Here is an 18,458-nt window from a genome sequence, read left to right on the forward strand (position 1 = left end):
GCCGCGGCGGCGCTGTCACCGCGCCCCCCCGCTGTCGAGCGGGCCCCCGGCCGCCCGCCCCCCGCCGGGGGGCCTCGGTCAGGCGGAGTCCCGGAGCACCAGTTCCGTACGGAGGATGACGTGCCGCCAGGCGACGGGCGACTCCTCCATCTCCTCCAGCAGCAGCCGCACCATGGTGCGGCCGATCTCCTCCAGCGGCTGCCGGACCGTCGTCAGCGGCGGGTCCGTGGGCCGGGCCGGCTGGAAGTCGTCGAAGCCGATCACCGCCACGTCCTGGGGCACCCGCCGGCCCGCGGCGCGCAGCGCGCCGAGTGCCCCGGCGGCCAGGGTGTCCGAGGCGGCGAAGACCGCGTCCAGCTCCGGGTGACGGCCGATCAGGCTCGTCATCGCCCGGCGCCCGCTCTCCTCCGTGAAGTCGGCGCCCTCGACGACCAGCGACGGGACGGCCGCCGCACCGGCCAGCTCCAGAGCCTCCCGGTATCCGCGCAACCGGCACTGGGCGACGTACATGTCCAGCGGCCCGCTGATGGCCCCGATCGCGCGCCGGCCTCCGTCCAGCAGATACGTGACCGCGCCGCGCGCGCCCCCGGCGTTGTCGGCGTCGACGTAGGTGACACTCTCGTCGCCGGAACGCCGCCCGAGCATCACGGTGGGCAGCCCCGCCTTGGCCAGCATGTCCGGCAGCGGATCCGCGGCGTGCACGGACATCAGCAGAACCCCGTCGACCCGCCCGCCTCGCGCGTACTCCACGAAGCGCCGGCGCTCGGTGTCCGTGCGGACCAGCGTGAGCAGCAACTGCACCGGGGTGTCGGTGAGGGCATCGCCGACGGCATGCACGATCTCCGTGAAGAACGGCTCCCCGAACAGCCGCCAGTCCGTCTCCGTCATCACCAGCGCGACGGCGTCCGCACGGTGCCCCGCCAGCGAACGCGCCGCGAGATTCGGGACGTACCCCAGCTCCGCGATGGCCCGTTGCACGGCGCGGCGCGTCGAGTCCCGCACGCCGGCCGCGTTGTTGATGACCCTTGAGACGGTGCCCCGCCCCACGCCGGCGAGGGCGGCCACCTCCTCCAGCGTCGGCGTACCGGGACGCTGTCTGCCCATGTCCGCCCGCCTTCCCCCACGAGATCATCCGATACTACGGCGACCCGCGCCGCTCAGCGGGCGGATCGTGCGGGTGGTGCCGCTGAGCGGACCGTCTCACTGCCGTCCGGTCCCTGTGGTCCGGTCCGTGGGCACGGCTGGGGCGGCCCGGGGTGCGGGTTCGTCCGGGCCGGCGAGGTCCGCGCCCCACGCGGCGGCGCACAGGGCCCGGTCGAGTGCCTCCGTGTAGACGGCGGCGCCGAGCCAGGCGCGGACGAAGCGGCCGGTGTCCGCCGGGAGCAGCCGGCCGAAGGGGTCGCGTGCGCGGTCCGCCGCGGTGGCGTGCAACTCGGCGAGCAACTCACCCGCGGTGCCCAGGCCGTACCGGCGCAACCGCGTGACCTCGGCGTCCCGGCCGCCGGGGAACGCCAGCACGCGGCGCCCTCCGGAGACGGCCTGCATGACCCGGCGTCGCAGCAGGTGGACCGGGGCGTCGTCGATGGTGGGCGGGGGTTCGTGAGTCGGGGTGTTGTGTGGTGGTGGGGGCTGGGGCGATGGCTGGTGCGACCGCTGGGCCTGGTGGGGCGGCAGAGTGGGCAGGTCGGCGCGGCTGAGACGGTCCAGGCCGAGATCGACGCGTCTGCCGGGGTGGGTGGGATGGCTCACGGCCAGCAACGTCGCGCGGGGGAGCGGGCCCGGCGTGAGCCGGGCGACGACGCGCAGCCGGGCGCCCGGCGCGGACGCGAGGAGGCGCAGGTTCTCGCGGTGGGGCAGCGCCAGATGGTCGTGGGCGGCGGCGAGCCGGAGCCGGAGTCCGCCGCAGTCCGCGACCAGGCATTCACCCGCCGCTTCGCGGACGGTGCCGACGAGCGTGACGTCGAGGAACAGCAGGTCCCCGCTTTCCCGCACCTCCCTGCCGTCCCGGTCGCTCGTCAGGGAGCGGGAGATCTGCTCCGGCACCGGTACCGCCCACAGGCGGTCCAGGGGTTCGGCGTCCCAGCCGACGCCGGACGCGCGCACGGCCCGTACGCCCGCGCCCGCGCCGAGGCGGCCGGTCGGGGAGACGGTCGCCCCGGACACGGCGAGTCCCGCGCGGGAGAGTTCACGGTGAGTCAGGGCCGTGTCGCCGAGGCGTACGGCTCGGTCCGCCGCACCCGTGGCCCGCTCGGCGCCGCCCGGAGCCACGTCGGAGACCGTGTAGAGGCGGCCCGCCGCGTCGGCGGCCCACGTGACGGCGCCCGCGTATCCGGTCGCCGAGAGGACCGGCTCGGCGAAGACGCCGTACAGGCGCAGGGAACCGTCCGGGCTGTACGGCTGCCGTACGCTGCCGCGCAGTTCGGCGAGTTCCGGCCCGGTGGCGTCGGGGAGACGGTGCGCGAGCACCAGGACGTCGCACAGGGCGGCGGTGAGATCGGTGAGCCGGTAGGCGGGGTCGCCGCCACGCGCCGCCCGCAACGCCGTGACCACGGCGACGGCCCGGCCCGCAGCCCTGGGCAGCCCCGCCAGCCGCGCGGTGTGCGCCGCCCGCAGCAACTCCGCCTGGAGCACGGCGCCGGCTCCGTCGGTGCCGGCCTCCAGCACGGCGGCCGCCGCGTCGTGCAGGGCGGCCGAGGCGGTGCGCTGGGCGGGGGTGGCCGTTTCGGGAGGGGCGGAGTCTTGAGTGGGGGGTGCGGGCTCCTTGAGGTCTGTCGCGGGGGTTTCCGTGGCGAGCGGGGCCGTGGGGTCGGCGACCGGGGCCGCGGACGCCGCGGCGGCCCGGTGCAGGCAGTCGGGCGCGAGCAGGCATCCGCAGCGGATCGCCTCGGCACTGGTCACGACCCCGTCGGGGGCGTGCAGTTCGAGGTCGGTGTCGTCGTCCAGGGCGATCCGCACGATGTCGCCCTCCTGGACCACAGGCCGTACCGCCACTTTGTCGACACCCGCGTCCAGCCGCTTCCGCAGCCTGGGTGTCAGTGCCGCGACGAGCTGGGCCGTCACCGAGGGGGCGACCTGCGGAAGGTGCGCGTTCATGCGATCTTCTCCCCTACCCAGCCGGCGAGTTCGAGCGGGCTGAGGGCCGCGACCAGCATGCCCGCGGCGACCAGTTGTCCGGCAACCGCGGTGGAGTACCGGGGCCGGCCCGTGTCGTCGAGGCTCGCGCAGCCCAGGACATGGCAGCCGCTCCCGGCCAGGGCGCGGACCTCGGCGAGCAGGCCACCCACGGGGTAGCCCTCCTCGAAGTCGCTGATGACCACCACGAGTGTGCGGGACGGCACGGTGACGAGTTCGCGGGCGTGCCGCAGCCCCGCGGCGATGTGGGTACCGCCGCCCACGCTCACTTCGAGCAGCAGGGAGAGCGGGTCGTCGACATGGTCCGTGAGGTCCATGACCTCCGTGGAGAAGGCCAGGAAATGCGTGGACAGTGTGGGCACTCCGGCCAGTACCGATGCGGTGAGGGCGGCCCAGACCGTGGACGCCTCCATGGACCCCGACACGTCCGTCACGAGGATCAGCCGCCAGTCGGCGGCCCTTCCGGCCCGGGTACGGAAGACGGGGCGTTCCGGAACGACCAGCACCTTGCCGTCCGGTCCACGGCGTGCGGAGGCCAGGTTGGCCCGCAGGGTGCGGGGCAGGTCGAGGCCGCCGCCCGGACGGCGGCTGGGCCGCGGCAGGACGGCGCCGTGCAGCGCGGGGCGCAGCCGCGTGGCCAACTGCCTGGTCAACGCCTCCACCAGACGCCGGACGAGCGGCCTGAGCGCGGCCAGCCGCGCCTCGGGGAGGCCGCCCGCGTGCCGGAGGACCGTGCGCAGCAGATCGACGGACGGTCGCACGCTGTCCGGGTCGAGTTCGGCCAGGACGTCCGGTCGGCCCGCCGCGGCCGCCGCCAGGACCTCCTCGCGGACACCCGGCCCGAACAGCGCCCTCAGCTCCTCCGACCATTCCCGCACGCTCGGATAGGAGGCTTCCCGGCCGCCACCACCACCGTCGCGGCCGGGGCCGTTCAGCTCACCCCGGCTGCCCTCGCCCCGCCCGTTGCCGTACAGCTCGTCCAGCGCGGTGGCCGGTGCGCTTGCCGACGGGGGCAACTGGTCGGTACGGCGGCCGAGTACGAGCCGCCAGCGGTCGACGGGAGCGAGGTGGTGAAGCGCGGGGTCGGGAGGTGGGGCGGAGGCGGTCGTGGGGGTGTGGTCGGGGGAGTCGGTCTTGTCTGTTGAGGGCGAGGTCGGGGTCGAGGTCGGGGTCGAGGGCGAGGTCGAGGGCGAGGTCGGGGTTGGGGTCGAGGGCGGTGTCGAGGCGCGTGCCGGTGTCGAGGCCGGTGCCGGTGCAGGTGCAGGTGCTGGTACCGGGTCCGAGGGCGCCGGGGAGGGCGGTGTCGGGGCCGCAGGCGGGGTGGGCGACGGCAGCAGGCCGAGGCCGTCCAGCGTGGCCCGCGCCGTGAGGTCCGCGCGGGTCCACACGGCGAGGGCCACGGGGTCCATCCGACCCAGGTCGGTCAAGTGGGCACTCCCCGCCCGATCGGCCGGCCGGCCGATGTCCAGGCGTTCCTCGACGGCCGCGAGAAGCCGGTCGCGGGCGGCCGGGCTGAGCGTGTCGAAGCCGCCGCGCAAGGCCGGCAACCGGTGCAGGAAGTCCCGGTCGGACAGCCCGGACACCCGGTCGAGCAGCGGCTCCAACGCCGGTGCCGCCGACTCCAGCAGCGGGCCCCCGGCCGTGAGCAGACCCGTCAGCCGGGCGGTGAGCGCGGAGCGGGACTCGCGGTCCGTCGCCGTGTCGACCCAGGAGGCGACACGGCCGCCGAGGACGTCCGGGGCCTCGTGCCCCAGGAGGACCCGGACCGCCCCGGCGGCGCCACGCATCAGGGGCGATCCCTCCCGCGCGAGCCGGGCCAGGGCTTCGGTCAGACGGACACCGCCGAGGACGTCCGCCCGGTGCGCGAGTTCCAGCAGCGCGTGCGCGTCCGCCGGGTCCTCGGCACCGGCAAGGCCGTCCACCTGGCGCACCGCGGCGGCGGTGAGAACGTCGGCCACGGCATCGGCCCGGACCGCACGGTCCTTGTCGACACCGAGCCCCGCGACGTGCCCTGCCCGCAAACGGTCCAGCAGGCCCAGGCCGGTGAGGAGTTCGGACAGCGTGGCGGCGCCGGGCAGCACGTCGGCCGCCTCCGCCAGACGGGCGTCCGTCAGCTCGGGCAGGCCGCACTCCGCCGCCTGCCGAAGTCCGTCCAGCGTCTGCGCCGCCATGGGACCGCCCTCGTCCCGCTCCGTCCGCCGGCGCTCGCGCAGGACACCCTCAGCGGCCTGGGCGGGCGTGACGCCGTGCACACCGACCGCGGACAGCATGGCCTCGGTCGCCGGCGTCCAACGCACCTCCCACCGCGTCGTCAACGCCTCGGCGCCGCCTGCGCCGACGACACCTCTCAGCTCGCCGTACGGCACACCGCACACCGTCAGGCGCCGCAGCAGCAGGTCGCGGTCACGGTCGACGTCGGAGCGCAGGGGGTCCAGCCGCAACTCCCTGGCCGCCGCACCCGGCCCACTCGTCCAACCGGTTGCCCCACCGGATGCCCCACCGTTTGTCCCGCTGAGCCTCGGGCCGGGCAGTCCCAGTCTCGACAGCTCGGTCTCCACCGCCGGAGCGAGTCCGCTGCGCGGCGCGCCCGGCGCGGGGCGACCGCCGCGGTTCCCGACGAGGACCCGCTCCATCGCCCGGGCGACGGCCCGCCCCCTGCCGTACGGTTCGCCCTGCGCGAGCACCGTCTGTATCGCCTCGACGAGTTCGCCCCGGCCCGCCGCGGGCAGCCCTCGCAACCGGGCCAGGTCCGAGGCCAGCCTAGTGATCTCGCGCGCGTCCGCGGGCCCCGACGGATGCCCGAGGTCGCGCAGCTCCACACAGACCCGTACGGCCGCGCGCGTCAGCGCCTCCTCCAGCGCGTCCGGGTCGCCCGCCGCCCGCAGCACCAGATGCTGCCACTCGGGGTCCCGGATGCCCGCCGGGTACCCGGACCGTTTGTCCAGGAGGGCGTACGTATACGGGATCAGGGACGTGGTCCACCCGGACTCCTCGGCGTCCCCGGGACGGCTCCGCCCGGCTCCGACCGCAGCGGCCCCATCAGTCGCACCGGCCTCCTCAGCCCCAACAGCCGGGGACAGCAGCGCCGGAGCGTGGAAGGCGCCGACCACCACAGCGGCCCGCGCACCGTCCACGGTGGCGTCGGCCAGACGGGACCGCATCCAGCCCTCACGTCGCAGATCCAGTTCGGGCACCCCTCCCGAGGACACGGCCTCCTCGCGCAGTGCCCACCCCGTGAGGAGCGCGGCGCGGCGCAGCGCCTCCGGCTCGGACCCCGGAGCGGTGGCCTCGACGAGGCGGTCCCACAGATCCTCACCGGGGCGACCGGTGAGCCGCGCCCTCAGGGCGGTGGTGAGCCCGGAACGGTGGACCTCCGGTGCGACAGGCGCGGAGGGCGCCACCGGTGAGGCAGGCGCGCCCGGTCGCCTCCCCCCACGCCACACGCGGTCGGCCAACGGCAGGTCGCACGCGACGACCGGGACACCGTGCCGGGCGGCCCAGCGCACGGCGGCCAGTTCGGGGGAGAAGTCGGCGAACGGATAGAAGGCCGGCCCCCCGCCCTCCCGCGGACAGGCGGCGGCGAGGGCCACCGGCGCCCGCGTCTCCTCGTGCCCCAGCCACGGCAGCCAGTCCTGCATCTCAGCGGGCAGCTCGACCAGGAGCACGTCCGGCGCGGCGGCGTCCAGCAGCGCGGGCACGGCCGCGGCCAGCGACGGCGCGTGATGCCGTACGCCGATGAGACAGGGCGCGCCGGGTTCGGTGAGCGCCGCGACCGCTTCGTCCGGGGACAGCGACAGGGAGGGCGGAGAGACGGACACGGGTGTCAGCCCTCCAGGACCGTGCGCAGGTCCCACAGGGTGCGCCAGGTGGCCGAACCCTGCTCCGCGCGGCGCCGGACCGGACCGTCCCAGTAACCGCGCAGCCGGGCCGCGTCGGCCGGGTCGTCCTTGCGGACCACTCCGAGGAGGTGCCCCGGGAGCAGCCCGAGCACATCCCGGTCCCCGGGGAAGTAGGCCGCCGCCAACCCGAGCGCGCCCGCGACGGACACGGCTTCGGCGGTGCTCATCACGGTGGACGGCCGCTCGACTTCCCAGCCCTCCGCCGAACGGCCCTCACGCAGGTCACGGAAGGCGACGACAAGCGCCTCCAGGACGGCCTCGTCGACCTGGAAAGGCGTACCTGCGCGCTCGACCGAGGCCCGCGCCTGACTGCGGACCAGCGCCGTCTCGGCGTCGAGGTCCGGAATGGGGCCGACCGTCTCGAAGTTGAACCGGCGCTTGAGGGCCGCCGACATCTCGGACACTCCCTTGTCGCGCAGGTTGGCGGTGGCGATCAGGTTGAAACCGGGCGTGGCGTGCGCCAGGGCGTCGTCCGTGCCCGAGAGTTCGGGGACGGCGATGCGCCGTTCGGAGAGCAGGGAGACCAGGGCGTCCTGCACCTCCGGCAGGCAGCGGGTCACCTCCTCGACGCGGGCGATGCCGCCCCGGGTCATGGCGGTCAGGACGGGGGAGGGGACGAGGGCCGTACGGCTGGGTCCCTGGGCCAGCAGCAGGGCGTAGTTCCAGCCGTACTTGAGCTGGTCCTCGGTCGTACCCGCCGTGCCCTGCACGACCAGCCCACTGGTCCCGCAGACGGCCGCCGACAGCAACTCGGACAGCATGGACTTGGCGGTACCGGGCTCGCCGACGAGCAGCAGTCCGCGCTCCCCGGCGAGCGTGACGACGCACCTCTCCACCAGCGCCCGGTCGCCGACGAACTTGCCCTCCACCACCAGCCGGCGGGGTACGCCCTCGGGTGCCCCGGCGTCATCGGGCAGTCGCAGGGCACGGCCGTCGCTGCCCATGACGAACGTGACCACGGCCCGGGGCGTGAGCCGCCAGGCGGGAGGGCGCGGGCCGTCGTCGTAGGCGGCGAGGAAGGCCAGTTCGGTGGCGTACCGGTCCTCGGGCGGGACGATCTGGCGGGTGGTGTCGGGGGAGAGCGTGGCGGTCATCGAGAGATCTTCCGGTGGTCTCGGGCAGCGGGCGTGGATCGCTCGCGCGGCGGGCGCGGGCACGTCGCCGATGAGGCGGCGGGTGCGGGTGCGGGTGCGGATGCCGATGCGGGTGCCTGGCCGGTCGCGTGCATGGTCGTCATCGGCGGCGTCCCTTCCGAGTGGCGCGGGTGGTGAGTTCCTCGTAGGCGGGCGCGTCCTGGGCCCGCACCCGGTCCCAGGCACGGGCGAACAGCTCGGGTACCGGGAACGGCGGAACGGCGCGCAGCCCTTCGCGGACCGGGTAGAGGCCCTCCTTCCACGTCTCCACCGGCAGGGCGGGCGCCTTGAGGTCGCGCCAGCCGCACGGCAGGAAGAGGGAACGGCCGGCCCGGGACCGCTTGGCCTCGCCCACCAGCTCCGTGGCCGCGAGTTCGGCCCGGGCCTTCTTCATCCGGGCGGGCCGCCACCCGGTCCACCGGGCGCAGTTGCGGTCCGTCGGGTCGGGCAGCGCGAGCAGTTGCAGGTACAGCGCCGCCGCGTCCTCGCTCAGGCCGTGCTCCGACGCGACCTCTGCGACGAGCGCCGGAACGCTGACCGTGGGGTCCTGGGCCGGTCCGGTGGGCCCCGCGGGGTCCTGACCGGCGGCCAGGGTCCGGGCGAGTTCATCACCCAGGACGGTCCGCAAGGCCCGCATGCCGGAACCGCGCGCGGCACCCACCAGCCCTTCCAGCAGCCCGAACACGGCGTCGTCCGGTCCGGTGAGGCCCGCCGGACGCACCAGCACGGTCTCGTTGTCGCCGTGCCGGGGGCGTAGTACGAGAGCCTCACCGACCCGGGTCGTCCCGTCCGCGTCGGCGCCCCCGGTGGTGGGCAGTCCGTAGGCCTTCCGCAGCTCGGCGGCGGTGGTTCCGCCTTTCTCCGTCCACTCGACGTCCAGGTCGAGCAGCAGTCCCGGGTCGGCGAGGCGGCGGCGCAGCGCGGCCAGCCCCTCCGGCAGGGCCGCGCGCAGGGGATGTCCGTAGGGCAGGGCGTAGGCGAGTGAGGTGAGGGTGGCGACCGCGCCGGTCAGAGCGTGGCGTCCGGGCACCGCGGCGGGGTCCTCCGCGACGAGCCGGCCGTCGTTGTCGGGGCGCTGGACCGTGGTGCGGCTGAGCCAGGCGGTGCGTGCCGGGTTGAGGACCGCCTCCGCGGACCCGGTCGGCAGACCGTCGAGCGCGGGAGCCAGGTCCTCGGGCACACGGACGAGGGAACCGAGGCGCTCGGTCCACGTCCGGCCCGCGGCACCCGTGTCCGGCCCGGTCGTCCACAGCTCGGCCGGGTCGTCGGGCAGCAGAGCGCCGACGAGCGCGGCCCGCTCTGTGGCGGGAAGGGTGTTCAGCATGGCCTTGCCCGAGTCCAGTTGACGGGGCTTGAGCCCCACCGTGGCCAGGGTCTCGGCGTCGAGCTTCTCCGGCTGTCCGGCGAGGAGAATCGTGGCCTGGAGCGGTCCCACGCCGCCGTGCGTCGACGCGGCGAGTGCGGCGGGCGCCTCCGGCTGCCAGGGCGCGGCCCCCTTGTCCCGGATCAGCCGGGTGACAGCAGCGAGGGTGTCGGCGGGGAGCGCCGGGGTGTGCCGCGTCTCGCGCTCCAGCGTGAAGTGGGCGACGGCCCCGAACACGCCCGCCGGATCGTGGTCGAGAGCGAGCCAGTTGACCCGTTCACGCCCGTAGTCGATGTTCTGGCAGCCGAGGACGACCACGGTCCGGCCGTCCCGACGCAGTACCTGCCCGGCGCGCTCGCGCTGCCGGCGCTTGTCGTGCGGCTCGCTCAGGACGATCTCCCGAAGTCCGTCCCCGGGTGCGGCGAGCGGCCCTTCACCGAGAGCCTCGAACAGCAGGAGCAGCGCCTCCCTTTCGGCCGCCGTGACGGTCGGCGTCGCCGCGCGGTAGGCCAGCGGTCGCAGCACGGTCAGCAGGGACGGCCACACCAGGCCGATGCGGGGGACGGTGTGCTCGTCGCTGTGCCATCCGTCGCCGAGGGCGTTCAGACGGGTGCGGTCGGGCAGCTGCCTGCCGTCGGCGGGATGCCCCGAGAGCACGTGGTTCACGGCGCGGATCTGGCGTAGTGCCGTCCACTGACGGTCGCCGCCCCAGGACCCCCACATGTGGGCCAGACCGCCGGTGGCCGTGCGCAGGGTGTGGTCGTCGCCGTGCTCGGGGCTGTAGTCCGCGAACATGCCCTCGGTCCGCTTCCGTTCCCGCTTCGGCTGCTCGACGGGCGGCGTCACGAACCGGGTGACCGTGTCGGCGATCTGGAGAGTCGTGCGGACCAGGGCCGCCACACCGACCAGGATCCGCTTGTCCGTGAGGCCGGGCAGAGACCGGGACACGGCCTGCCGCACGACGTCCTCGGCGGACGGCACCGCGGGCTTGACGGCGGTGGGGCCGCCGTCCGACCCGTCCCCGCCGCCGGCGGCCTTCACCAGCGCCTGCCGCTCGGCGAGTGCACGCGCCGCCTCGCTCAGTACCTGGGCGGCCTGCTTGTCGGTGCAGGCACGCAGCACCGCCGACGCGCCCTCGTCCCGGGGGCGCAGGGCGTGCCAGAAGGCGACCGGCGGCACCAGCGGGGTACCGGCGGCGAACTCACCGCCGCGCTCGTGCGGCGTCACCCGGCCGAGTTCACCCGCCCGCGTACCGTCGTTCTGCGCGAACAGTGTGATCTGGCGTCGCGTCCGGGCCACGACGGGGGCGGCGCCGCCGGGCAGCCGCAGCGCACCGAGCGGGACGAGACGTTCGCCGTGCCGAGGAGCGGTCAGCGTGACGGTGCGGCCGTCGGGCGTCCCCGTGGTCGTGCGTGCCTCGCCGGCCTCGTCCTCGGCACGCACCCAGCGGCCGAGCACGGCACCGTCGGTGCCGAACGGGCTCTGATCCAAGCCGGGTTGCAGGGGCAGCACCTCGCACCGGTCCTGCAACAGCGTCGCGCCGTCGCTGATGCCGGAGCGCAGGAAGAGGGGCAGGGAGGCGCGCCCGTGCGAGCCCGTCGCCGGGTCGTACTCCAGCCACACGTGCTGCCGTCCATGCCGGCCCCGACGCCAGTACAGCGTGCCGTCCCCGATCACCGGACGGCTCGTGGGCAGGACGGTGTCGCCCGCGTGCAGGGTGCGACCGCCGGTGGCCCGGCCCCCGTCGGGCAGCGGGATGGACGGGGCGACCGTGTCGTCGTTGCGCCACCAGTGCGAGATCTGCTCACCGGTGAGTGTGACCACCTCGGACGGCCGGTTGGACCAGTAGCCGCGCTGCTTGCCGTCGTGCCACCACACCACCAGCAACTCGCCGTCGCTGTAGCGGAACTGCGGGCGCTGCCAGCGGTCCAGGCCGGCCGGGAGGCGAAGGTCGTGTTCGAGGAGAATCGCGTCCGGGCCCACGACGACCGCCTTGTGCCCGCGGCTGAGGATCAGGCAGGGCCACGCCTCGTTCACGATGAGCGTGTTGTCGCGGTCCTTGCTCTGGCGGGTCTCGGTGTCGAGGAGCCGCAGGGCCTCTTCGAGGGCGGGCCAGCCGAGTTCGTCGAGGATGCCGGCCCGCAGGGTGCGTGCGAGCAGCGGGGCCGTCGCGTAGGCGCCGGCTCGGGCGACGGCTGCCGGGTTGACCCGGGGTGCGACCGGCCGGAAGGGGCTCAGCCGGTGCAGTGCCTCGCGGGCGCCGGGCAGGCCACCCGCGTCGGCCAGTTGCCCGACCGCGCCGTCCAGCCACTCCCGCAGTACGTCGCGGAGTACGGGGTGGTCGGCGAGGTGCTCCAGTACCGAGTCCGACTGCCGGTTGTGGCCCGCGGCACCGACGGCCCTCAGCAGGAGGGGCCGCAGCCGCGGATCCGCCGCGAGCGCTGCCAGATCGCGGCGTTCGGGATCGGTGTCCCGCACCCAGCGGTCCAGCCCGAGGTGGACCTCGGTGCCGGGAGTCGGCAGCGCGAGGGGGATGTTCCGCGCCACGCAGAGGTCCAGCAGGCCGATGTCGGCGCCCACCTGCCGACGGCCGGTGAAGAGGTCGACGGTCCGCCCGTCGGCCCGCAGCCGGGCCGCCATCCGAGAGACGAGAGCGAGGGTGGCGGGGGAGTTGTCGCACGTCGTGGCACCGTGCTTGCGGTGGGCAGCCCAACGGCTGAGCCAGCCCGCGGCGTCGACACCGACCGTCCCGCGGTCGGCGTCCCCGGCGTCGCTCCGCTCCGCGTCACCCGCCTCGTCCTCCCCGGTGAGCAGCCGGTCGGCCCCGCACTCGGTCAGCAGCGCCAACCAGAACTCGTCACTCCTGGTGTTGTGATCGAGCCCGGCCGGCATGATCTCCAGCAGCCGCTCACGGACGGCCGGCCGCCGCTCGGCCAGGACGGTCAGGGTCGCCCGGTAGGCGGTCCAGAAGGAGGCGGGCGCCCGGACCGCGGCGGGCGAGGCGACCAGGTCGGCGACGAGATCGCACTCCGTCTCCACCTTGGGCAGTCCGGCCGCCTTGATCAGCACACGCGCGTCCTGCGGCAGCGACGCGTACGGCGGCATGCCGGCCGCACAGCGCTCCACCGCCAACTGCCGGAACTGGGCCCACGCCTCGGAGGCGTCCAGCCGGTCCGCGAGATCCTTCACATGCTGCTTCAGCGCCTTGACCGTCAGCGCCCCGGCGAAGGCGAACTCCAGATAGACCGCCCGCTGCCGGTCCTCGTCGACGGTGAGCGCGTGCACCCGTTCGGCGTCGCGGGCCTTCCCGAAGAAGGCCGCGGCGTACGTGGTGTTGTCGTACTGGAGGAAGATCCGTGCGGCCTGCTCGTAGAAGGTGGGCAGGAAGTGCGGCACGGCCCGGCCGAGCCGTTCGCCGAGCTGTTCGAAGCCCTCCTTGGCGGTGCCGGGGCGGGACTTGGCCTGGCGCGCGAGCCGCTCGACGTCCTTGACCAGGGCGAGCGCGTGGTGCCCGTTGGCCGGGTCGTTGACCAGCGCCCAGGCGGGGAAGCCGAGGGTCTCCCGCCTGATCTGTCCGACCTCCGGAATCTCCGCGTCCCGCACGAGTCCGAGGAAGTCCAGGGCGAGATCCTCAGCCTCACCGAGGGTGCCGGGCACGAGCCGGACGACGCTGCGGTCGCCCAGCGCGGCATGGCTGTAGGTACGCACGGTGAGGATGTCGGCGTCCTCCCGCCCCGTACTGCCCGGCGGCAGGAGGGCCCCGGCGTCGAGCAGGGCGGCGGTGGTGGTGTCGTCGTGGGCGCTGTCTCCGCGTGCGGTGGTGACCCCACGTGCGGCGGTGCGGGCGTCGGCCGCGTCGGTGGCGTTCACGGTGTTCACGCGGCGCGCTCCTCGTCCTCGATGTCGCGGCCGGCGTACAGCGCGGCGGCCATGCGCATGCCCTCCGACCAGGCCACCGGTCCGATCCGGCACGGCTTCAGCTCCCGTCCCGCGGCGTCGGCCCAGGTCAGGGGGCCGGTCTCGGTCTCCTCGTAGCTGTCGTAGTCGCCGACCCACACCCGAGCCTCCACGCTCCGGCCGTCCTCCCAGGTGGAGCAGACGGCGTACCCGCCGCGCACGCGGTGGCCGAGCTGGGTTACCCGCCCGTGCAGGAAGCGCAGTTCCTTGAAGGTGCCGCCCGCGTACTCCTCGACGGACGTGGCGTCGGCGTCGAGCGAGGCGGGGCGGTGCCACACCTCGCGGAAGAGCTGCTGGGCCCGCTGCTCGACGCCGAGTTCGACGGCGAACTCCCGCAATTCCTCCAGGTCTTCGAGGAGCACGGGGTGCGGCAGACGGACGAGGGCGGGAGAGATGCGCACCGTGTCCCCGTCGAGGTCCACGAGGCCGAGACCACGCCGGGGGTCGGCGTCCCGCAGGAAGCCCGCGACCTCGCCGTCGGCGCCGGTGACGACGAGATCGCGCAGCGCGGACCGCCAGGCGGGGTCGGCCCACACCCGGGTGAGAACGTCGAGGGGGACGGGCAGCGACCGCACCATCCACCGCTCGACGTCCGTGAGGCACTGGCGTTCATGCCGCTCCAGCCACTCGACGAGCTGCCGTCGCCCCGCCGCGTTGCGGCAGACCACCTTCCCGTCGTCCAGGGCGACCTCGTAGTCCCCGGCCGTCACCCACCCCATGAGTGCCTCCCCGCACCGCAGTGATCAACTGCTGAAAACTGTAGGCGAGGCCACTGACAATGCCGTCGGCGCAGGGGACGGCCGGGGCGGAGAGGCGCCCGGCCCGCCCTCAGTTGTCCAGGCGGACCGGCATCAGCAGCGAGAACGTGCCCTCGTCGTCGGTCCGCCGGATCGCGAGCGGGGCCGTGGGGGCGCCGAGCTCCAGGACCAGTTGGTCCCGCCCCGCGGCGGCGAGGGCGTCCAGCAGGAACCCGCGGTCGACGGCGACGACGTCCCGGCCCTCGTCGCCCTCCCCGCACACGGTCACGGTGCCGTCATCCGTCACGTCGAGCACACTCATCTCCTGCGCGGCCCCGCCCTCTTCGCGCACCTCACCGGCGCGGACGGGCCCGTCCTCCAGGGCCTTCCGGAAGGCGGCCACGTCGACGACGGCCCGTCGTCCGGCCGGCAGTCGCACCAGACGGCGGTAGTCGGGAAAGTCGTACGCCAGGCGCGGTCCGGCCGCTTGGCGGTCCCCGGCCTCCAACGTCACACGGTCGCCCTCCACGCCCAGGTGGACGGGCTCGTCGCCGCCCAGCAGGGCGCGCATGGCGTCGACGAGCGGCGCGGCCACGATGACCTGGTCACGCGGCCCGCCGTGCCCCGTGGCGGCCGTTCGCGCGACGGCCATCCGGTACCGGTCGGTGGCCACGACGTGGAGCGTGTCGCCCTCCACGTCGAACAGGACCCCGCCGAGCATCGGCAGCTCGGGGTCGGCGCCGACGGCGAAACGGACCGCGTCGAGCGCGGCGGCCAGTCCGTCGGCGGGGACGGACAGCCGGACGGCGTCAGTACGGGGCGAAACGGTCATGGGACTCTCCCTCTGGTCGAGCAGGACTCGGAGTGCGGAGAACTCGCTGCGGGCATCGGCCAGCCCTCGTTCGAGCCGGCGCACGTGCGCCTGGAGGAGCCCGCGCACGAGGTCCGTGTCCGAGCCCGACCAGCCGGCCAGCACCAGCCGGACGTCCGCCAACGGCATCCCGGCCCGCCGTAGCCGCGCCAGCAGCCGGGCCTCGTCGAGCTGCTGGGGCGCGTACCAGCGATAGCCGCTCACCGGATCCACCCAGGCGGGCACCAGTACACCGGCACGGTCGTAGAACCGCAGGGCGCTCACGCCCAGTCCGCTGTCGCGGGCCATCTCCCCAATGCTGCGCATCTCGCTCTCCACGTCCGGAACTCTGTGCCCTTGACCAGGTCGAGGGTCAATCCCGACCCAGATGTACCGGGCCCCCGGAGGACGTCCCCTCGCGTCTGCCATTCTTGCGCCGTGCAGAAGCCCAGCGCCGTCACTCCCGACGCCCCCGCAGCGATACGGCTGCCGCTCCTCACCCAGGAGTGGCTCGACCTCGCCTTCGTCCACTGGGCCGTCGATCCCGCCGCGGTCGCGGGACTCATGCCGCGCGGCACCGTTCCCGACACGCACGACGGGCTCACGTACATCGGGCTGGTCGCCTTCCGGATGCACCGGGTCGGGTGGCTCCGGCTGCCCGGGATTCCGTACTTCGGCTCGTTCCCGGAGACCAACGTCCGCCTGTACAGCGTGGACGCCCACGGCCGCCGCGGCGTGGTCTTCCGGTCGATGGACGCCTCGCGGCTGATCCCGGTGGTGATGGGGCGCGTCGGCTTCCGGCTGCCCTACCTGTGGTCCCGCATGACCGTCCGCACCGTCGGCGACACCGTGACCTACACCAGCTCCCGCCGCTGGCCCGGCCCGCGCGGCGCCTACAGCCGCATCACCGTACGGCCCGGCGAACGCATCCACGAGCCCACCGCCCTGGAGCACTTCCTCACCGCCCGCTGGGGCATGCACAACATGTTCTTCGGCGGGGCCGCGTTCCTGCCCAACCACCATCCCCGCTGGCCTCTGCACCGAGCCCAGCTCGTCACGTGTGACGAGGACCTGGTCGCGGGCGCCGGGATCGAGGCCCCCACCGGCGTCCCGGTGAGCGTCCTGTACTCACCCGGCGTCCCCGTCCGCCTCGGTCGCCCCGCCCGGCCGCCCCGGCGCGCTCCTCGGCCCTTGACCTCAAGTGCGCTTGAGGCACCAATGTGCTCGGCATGAACACCGAGACAGCGGACATCAAGGCCATCGAGCAGGTCGTGGCCACCGTCGAACGCACCCAGCGCGCGAAGGACGCCGAAGGGTTCCTCGCCCTCTTCCACCCCGACGCCCTGTGGACCACAGCCCACGGCAAGGTCCTCCTGGGCCTCGACGCCATCGCCGAGTTCACCCGCGCCGTGCTGCCCAACGCCGTCTGGGACGGCGATGTCACGTACGAGGCGATCCACACGCAGTTCCTGCGACCCGACGTGGCGGCCGTCAAGGTCAGGCAGGTCTACCACTCGGCCGAGGGCGACACGGAGGGTGCTCCGCTGTACGTCATGACGAGGCGCCCCGACGGCCACTGGCTGCTGCACGCCTGCCAGAACACCGAGGTCCGGGTCGACTAGCGGCCTGTTTCCCCCTTCGGCCCGGGGCGAAAATGTGATGCACGCTGCGACGGCTCGCTTCTAAGGAGCGCCCATGGCAACGACCGCTTCGCCGCTGTCCGCGCATCCCCCGTTGAGCGTGCAGGTGCACACCCCCACGTGGTCGTCGACGGCGAGCCGGCGGGCATGCAGGACCTGATGGGCGTCGGCTTCGCCACCTTCGGCACGACCACCACCTTCTCCTGGCTCGACCCGGACGCGCGGGCAACGGCCTGGGGAAGGAGATGCGTCAGGCAGTGCTGCATCTGGCCTTCGAGGGGATGGGGCCCTTGAGGCGGGCAGTGACGCGTTCGTCGACAACCACGCCTCGAACGGTGTCTCCGAGGCCCTGGGGTATGTGCCGAACGGTTCTCCGGGGACACCCGGCGGGGCGAGCGCGCACAGATCAAGTGCTGGCGCCTCACCCGCGAGGAGTGGACCGAGCGGCGGCGCGACGACATCGAACTCGTCGGTGTCGCCGACTGACGCTCTAGAAGCCCGTCTGCATCCCCTACGTCGACGTGGGCAGGGCCGGGGAGCGGAGTACCAGCAGGGTGATCTCGCTGGGGGCGAAGACGCGGAACGGCGGGCCCCAGAAGCCGGTGCCGCGGCTGGTGTAGAGGAGGGTGCGGGGGCCGTGGTGGCTGAGGCCGGCCAGGGCGGGCTGGTCGAGGCGGACGAGGTGGTGGAAGGGCCAGATCTGGCCGCCGTGGGTGTGGCCGGAGAGCTGGAGGTCGATGCCGGCGGCTGCCGCCCGGTCGATGAACTTGGGCTGGTGTGCCAGGAGCAGGACGGGAAGGTCGGGGTCGGCGCCGTTCAGGGCTCCGGCGAGGTAGGCGCGGTGGCCTGCCAGGCCGGAGGACTCGGCGGTGACGTCGTCCACGCCGGCGACCACGAGGGTGTCGCCTCCGCGTTCGAGCAGCACATGGCGGTTGCGCAGCGGCTCCCAGCCCAGCTCGTCCATCAGGTCGACCCAGCCCTGGGCCTCGCTGTAGTACTCGTGGTTGCCGGTGACGTACACCCGGGCCCGGGTGGCGCGCACGGTTCCGAGTGGGGCGGCCTGGGCGCGGCGGCGTTCGGCCGTGCCGTCCGCGATGTCGCCGGTGTGGCAGACAAGGTCGGCTTCCAGCGTGTTCACCGTCTCGCACACCCGTGCCGACCAGCGGGCGCGATCGAGTGGACCGTAGTGGGTGTCGGTGATGAGGGCGACCCGGGTGCCGTCCAAACCGGCACCCAGCCGTGGGAGCTGTACGTCGAGTCGGCGCACGCGTGGCACGCGGCGGGCCTCGGCGTACCCCCAGGCGAGCAGCACGGCGGTCACGCCCAGGACGGCCCAAGTGACGATGCGGGCCCGGTCCTGACCCTCGCCGACACCGGCCACGGTCAGGGCGAGCCGCAGGAGGACGCCGAGCAGAACGGACCAGGTGAAGAGAACCCAACTGGCGCCCAGCAGGGTGTCCCCGACGATCGCCGCCCGGTCCTGCTGACGCCGACCGTGGCCGCGCACCATCGCGAGCGGCATACCGACGAGGCCGAGCACGAACAGGGCGCTGCCGACCAGCGTGACGGACAGTGCCCAGTGCTGGCCGGCGTACAGGAGCACCCAGCAGGGCACGGCCCACAGAAGTACGGGGGCGATCAGGGGGACGTAGCGCATCAGGCGGTGCAGTCGGCTCTGCCCTGGAGCCTGCGCTTCGCTGTCGGCGGGTCGGGTGTTGCTGGTGTCGGTCACGCTGCCCCTCTCTGA

Annotated in this window: 10 protein-coding genes; 2 read left to right on the forward strand and 8 right to left on the reverse strand. The window is 74.3% G+C overall.

Going from position 1 to position 18,458, the window contains the following annotated elements; translation table 11 throughout:
- Positions 1-78: 78 nt before the first annotated feature.
- From ACFWR9_RS31605 to ACFWR9_RS31635, 7 genes are all read right to left on the reverse strand, one after another.
- Positions 79-1,104: a LacI family DNA-binding transcriptional regulator gene (locus ACFWR9_RS31605; RefSeq protein ID WP_383847958.1), complete on the reverse strand. Its 1,026-nt coding sequence runs from the start codon at positions 1,102-1,104 to the stop codon at positions 79-81.
- 96 nt (positions 1,105-1,200) lie between these two features.
- Positions 1,201-3,093: a hypothetical protein gene (locus ACFWR9_RS31610; RefSeq protein WP_383847961.1), complete on the reverse strand. Its 1,893-nt coding sequence runs from the start codon at positions 3,091-3,093 to the stop codon at positions 1,201-1,203.
- Entirely contained in the window at positions 3,090-6,950 is a 3,861-nt protein-coding gene (locus ACFWR9_RS31615; protein ID WP_383847964.1) for a DUF5682 family protein, read from the reverse strand. Before ACFWR9_RS31615 ends, ACFWR9_RS31610 begins: the two co-directional genes overlap by 4 nt.
- Before the next feature lie 5 nt (positions 6,951-6,955).
- Positions 6,956-8,125 (reverse strand): AAA family ATPase, encoded by a 1,170-nt coding sequence (locus tag ACFWR9_RS31620; RefSeq protein WP_383847966.1) that lies wholly within the window; start codon positions 8,123-8,125, stop codon positions 6,956-6,958.
- A gap of 139 nt (positions 8,126-8,264) precedes the next feature.
- Positions 8,265-13,406 (reverse strand): hypothetical protein, encoded by a 5,142-nt coding sequence (locus ACFWR9_RS31625; protein WP_383847968.1) that lies wholly within the window; start codon positions 13,404-13,406, stop codon positions 8,265-8,267.
- Complete coding sequence (locus ACFWR9_RS31630) at positions 13,403-14,203, reverse strand: DUF4132 domain-containing protein (RefSeq protein ID WP_383847971.1); 801 nt, start codon at positions 14,201-14,203, stop codon at positions 13,403-13,405. Before ACFWR9_RS31630 ends, ACFWR9_RS31625 begins: the two co-directional genes overlap by 4 nt.
- A 109-nt stretch (positions 14,204-14,312) precedes the next feature.
- Entirely contained in the window at positions 14,313-15,398 is a 1,086-nt protein-coding gene (locus ACFWR9_RS31635; protein WP_383847974.1) for a MerR family transcriptional regulator, read from the reverse strand.
- Between the two features lie 111 nt (positions 15,399-15,509).
- On the opposite strand from ACFWR9_RS31635, the gene ACFWR9_RS31640 reads away from it, so the two are divergent.
- Together ACFWR9_RS31640 and ACFWR9_RS31645 are read left to right on the forward strand one after the other, a co-directional pair.
- A complete protein-coding gene (locus tag ACFWR9_RS31640; protein WP_383847977.1) occupies positions 15,510-16,304 on the forward strand; it encodes a YqjF family protein in 795 nt (264 codons plus the stop codon).
- On the forward strand, positions 16,301-16,693 hold the full coding sequence (locus ACFWR9_RS31645; protein ID WP_383847980.1) for an SgcJ/EcaC family oxidoreductase: 393 nt from the start codon (positions 16,301-16,303) through the stop codon (positions 16,691-16,693). Before ACFWR9_RS31640 ends, ACFWR9_RS31645 begins: the two co-directional genes overlap by 4 nt.
- A 529-nt stretch (positions 16,694-17,222) precedes the next feature.
- On the opposite strand, the gene ACFWR9_RS31650 is transcribed toward ACFWR9_RS31645, so the two are convergent.
- Positions 17,223-18,443: a metallophosphoesterase gene (locus ACFWR9_RS31650; protein WP_383847982.1), complete on the reverse strand. Its 1,221-nt coding sequence runs from the start codon at positions 18,441-18,443 to the stop codon at positions 17,223-17,225.
- Between the last annotated feature and the right edge of the window lie 15 nt (positions 18,444-18,458).

The sequence above is a fragment of the Streptomyces sp. NPDC058534 genome (assembly GCF_042717365.1).
Lineage (GTDB): Bacteria > Actinomycetota > Actinomycetes > Streptomycetales > Streptomycetaceae > Streptomyces.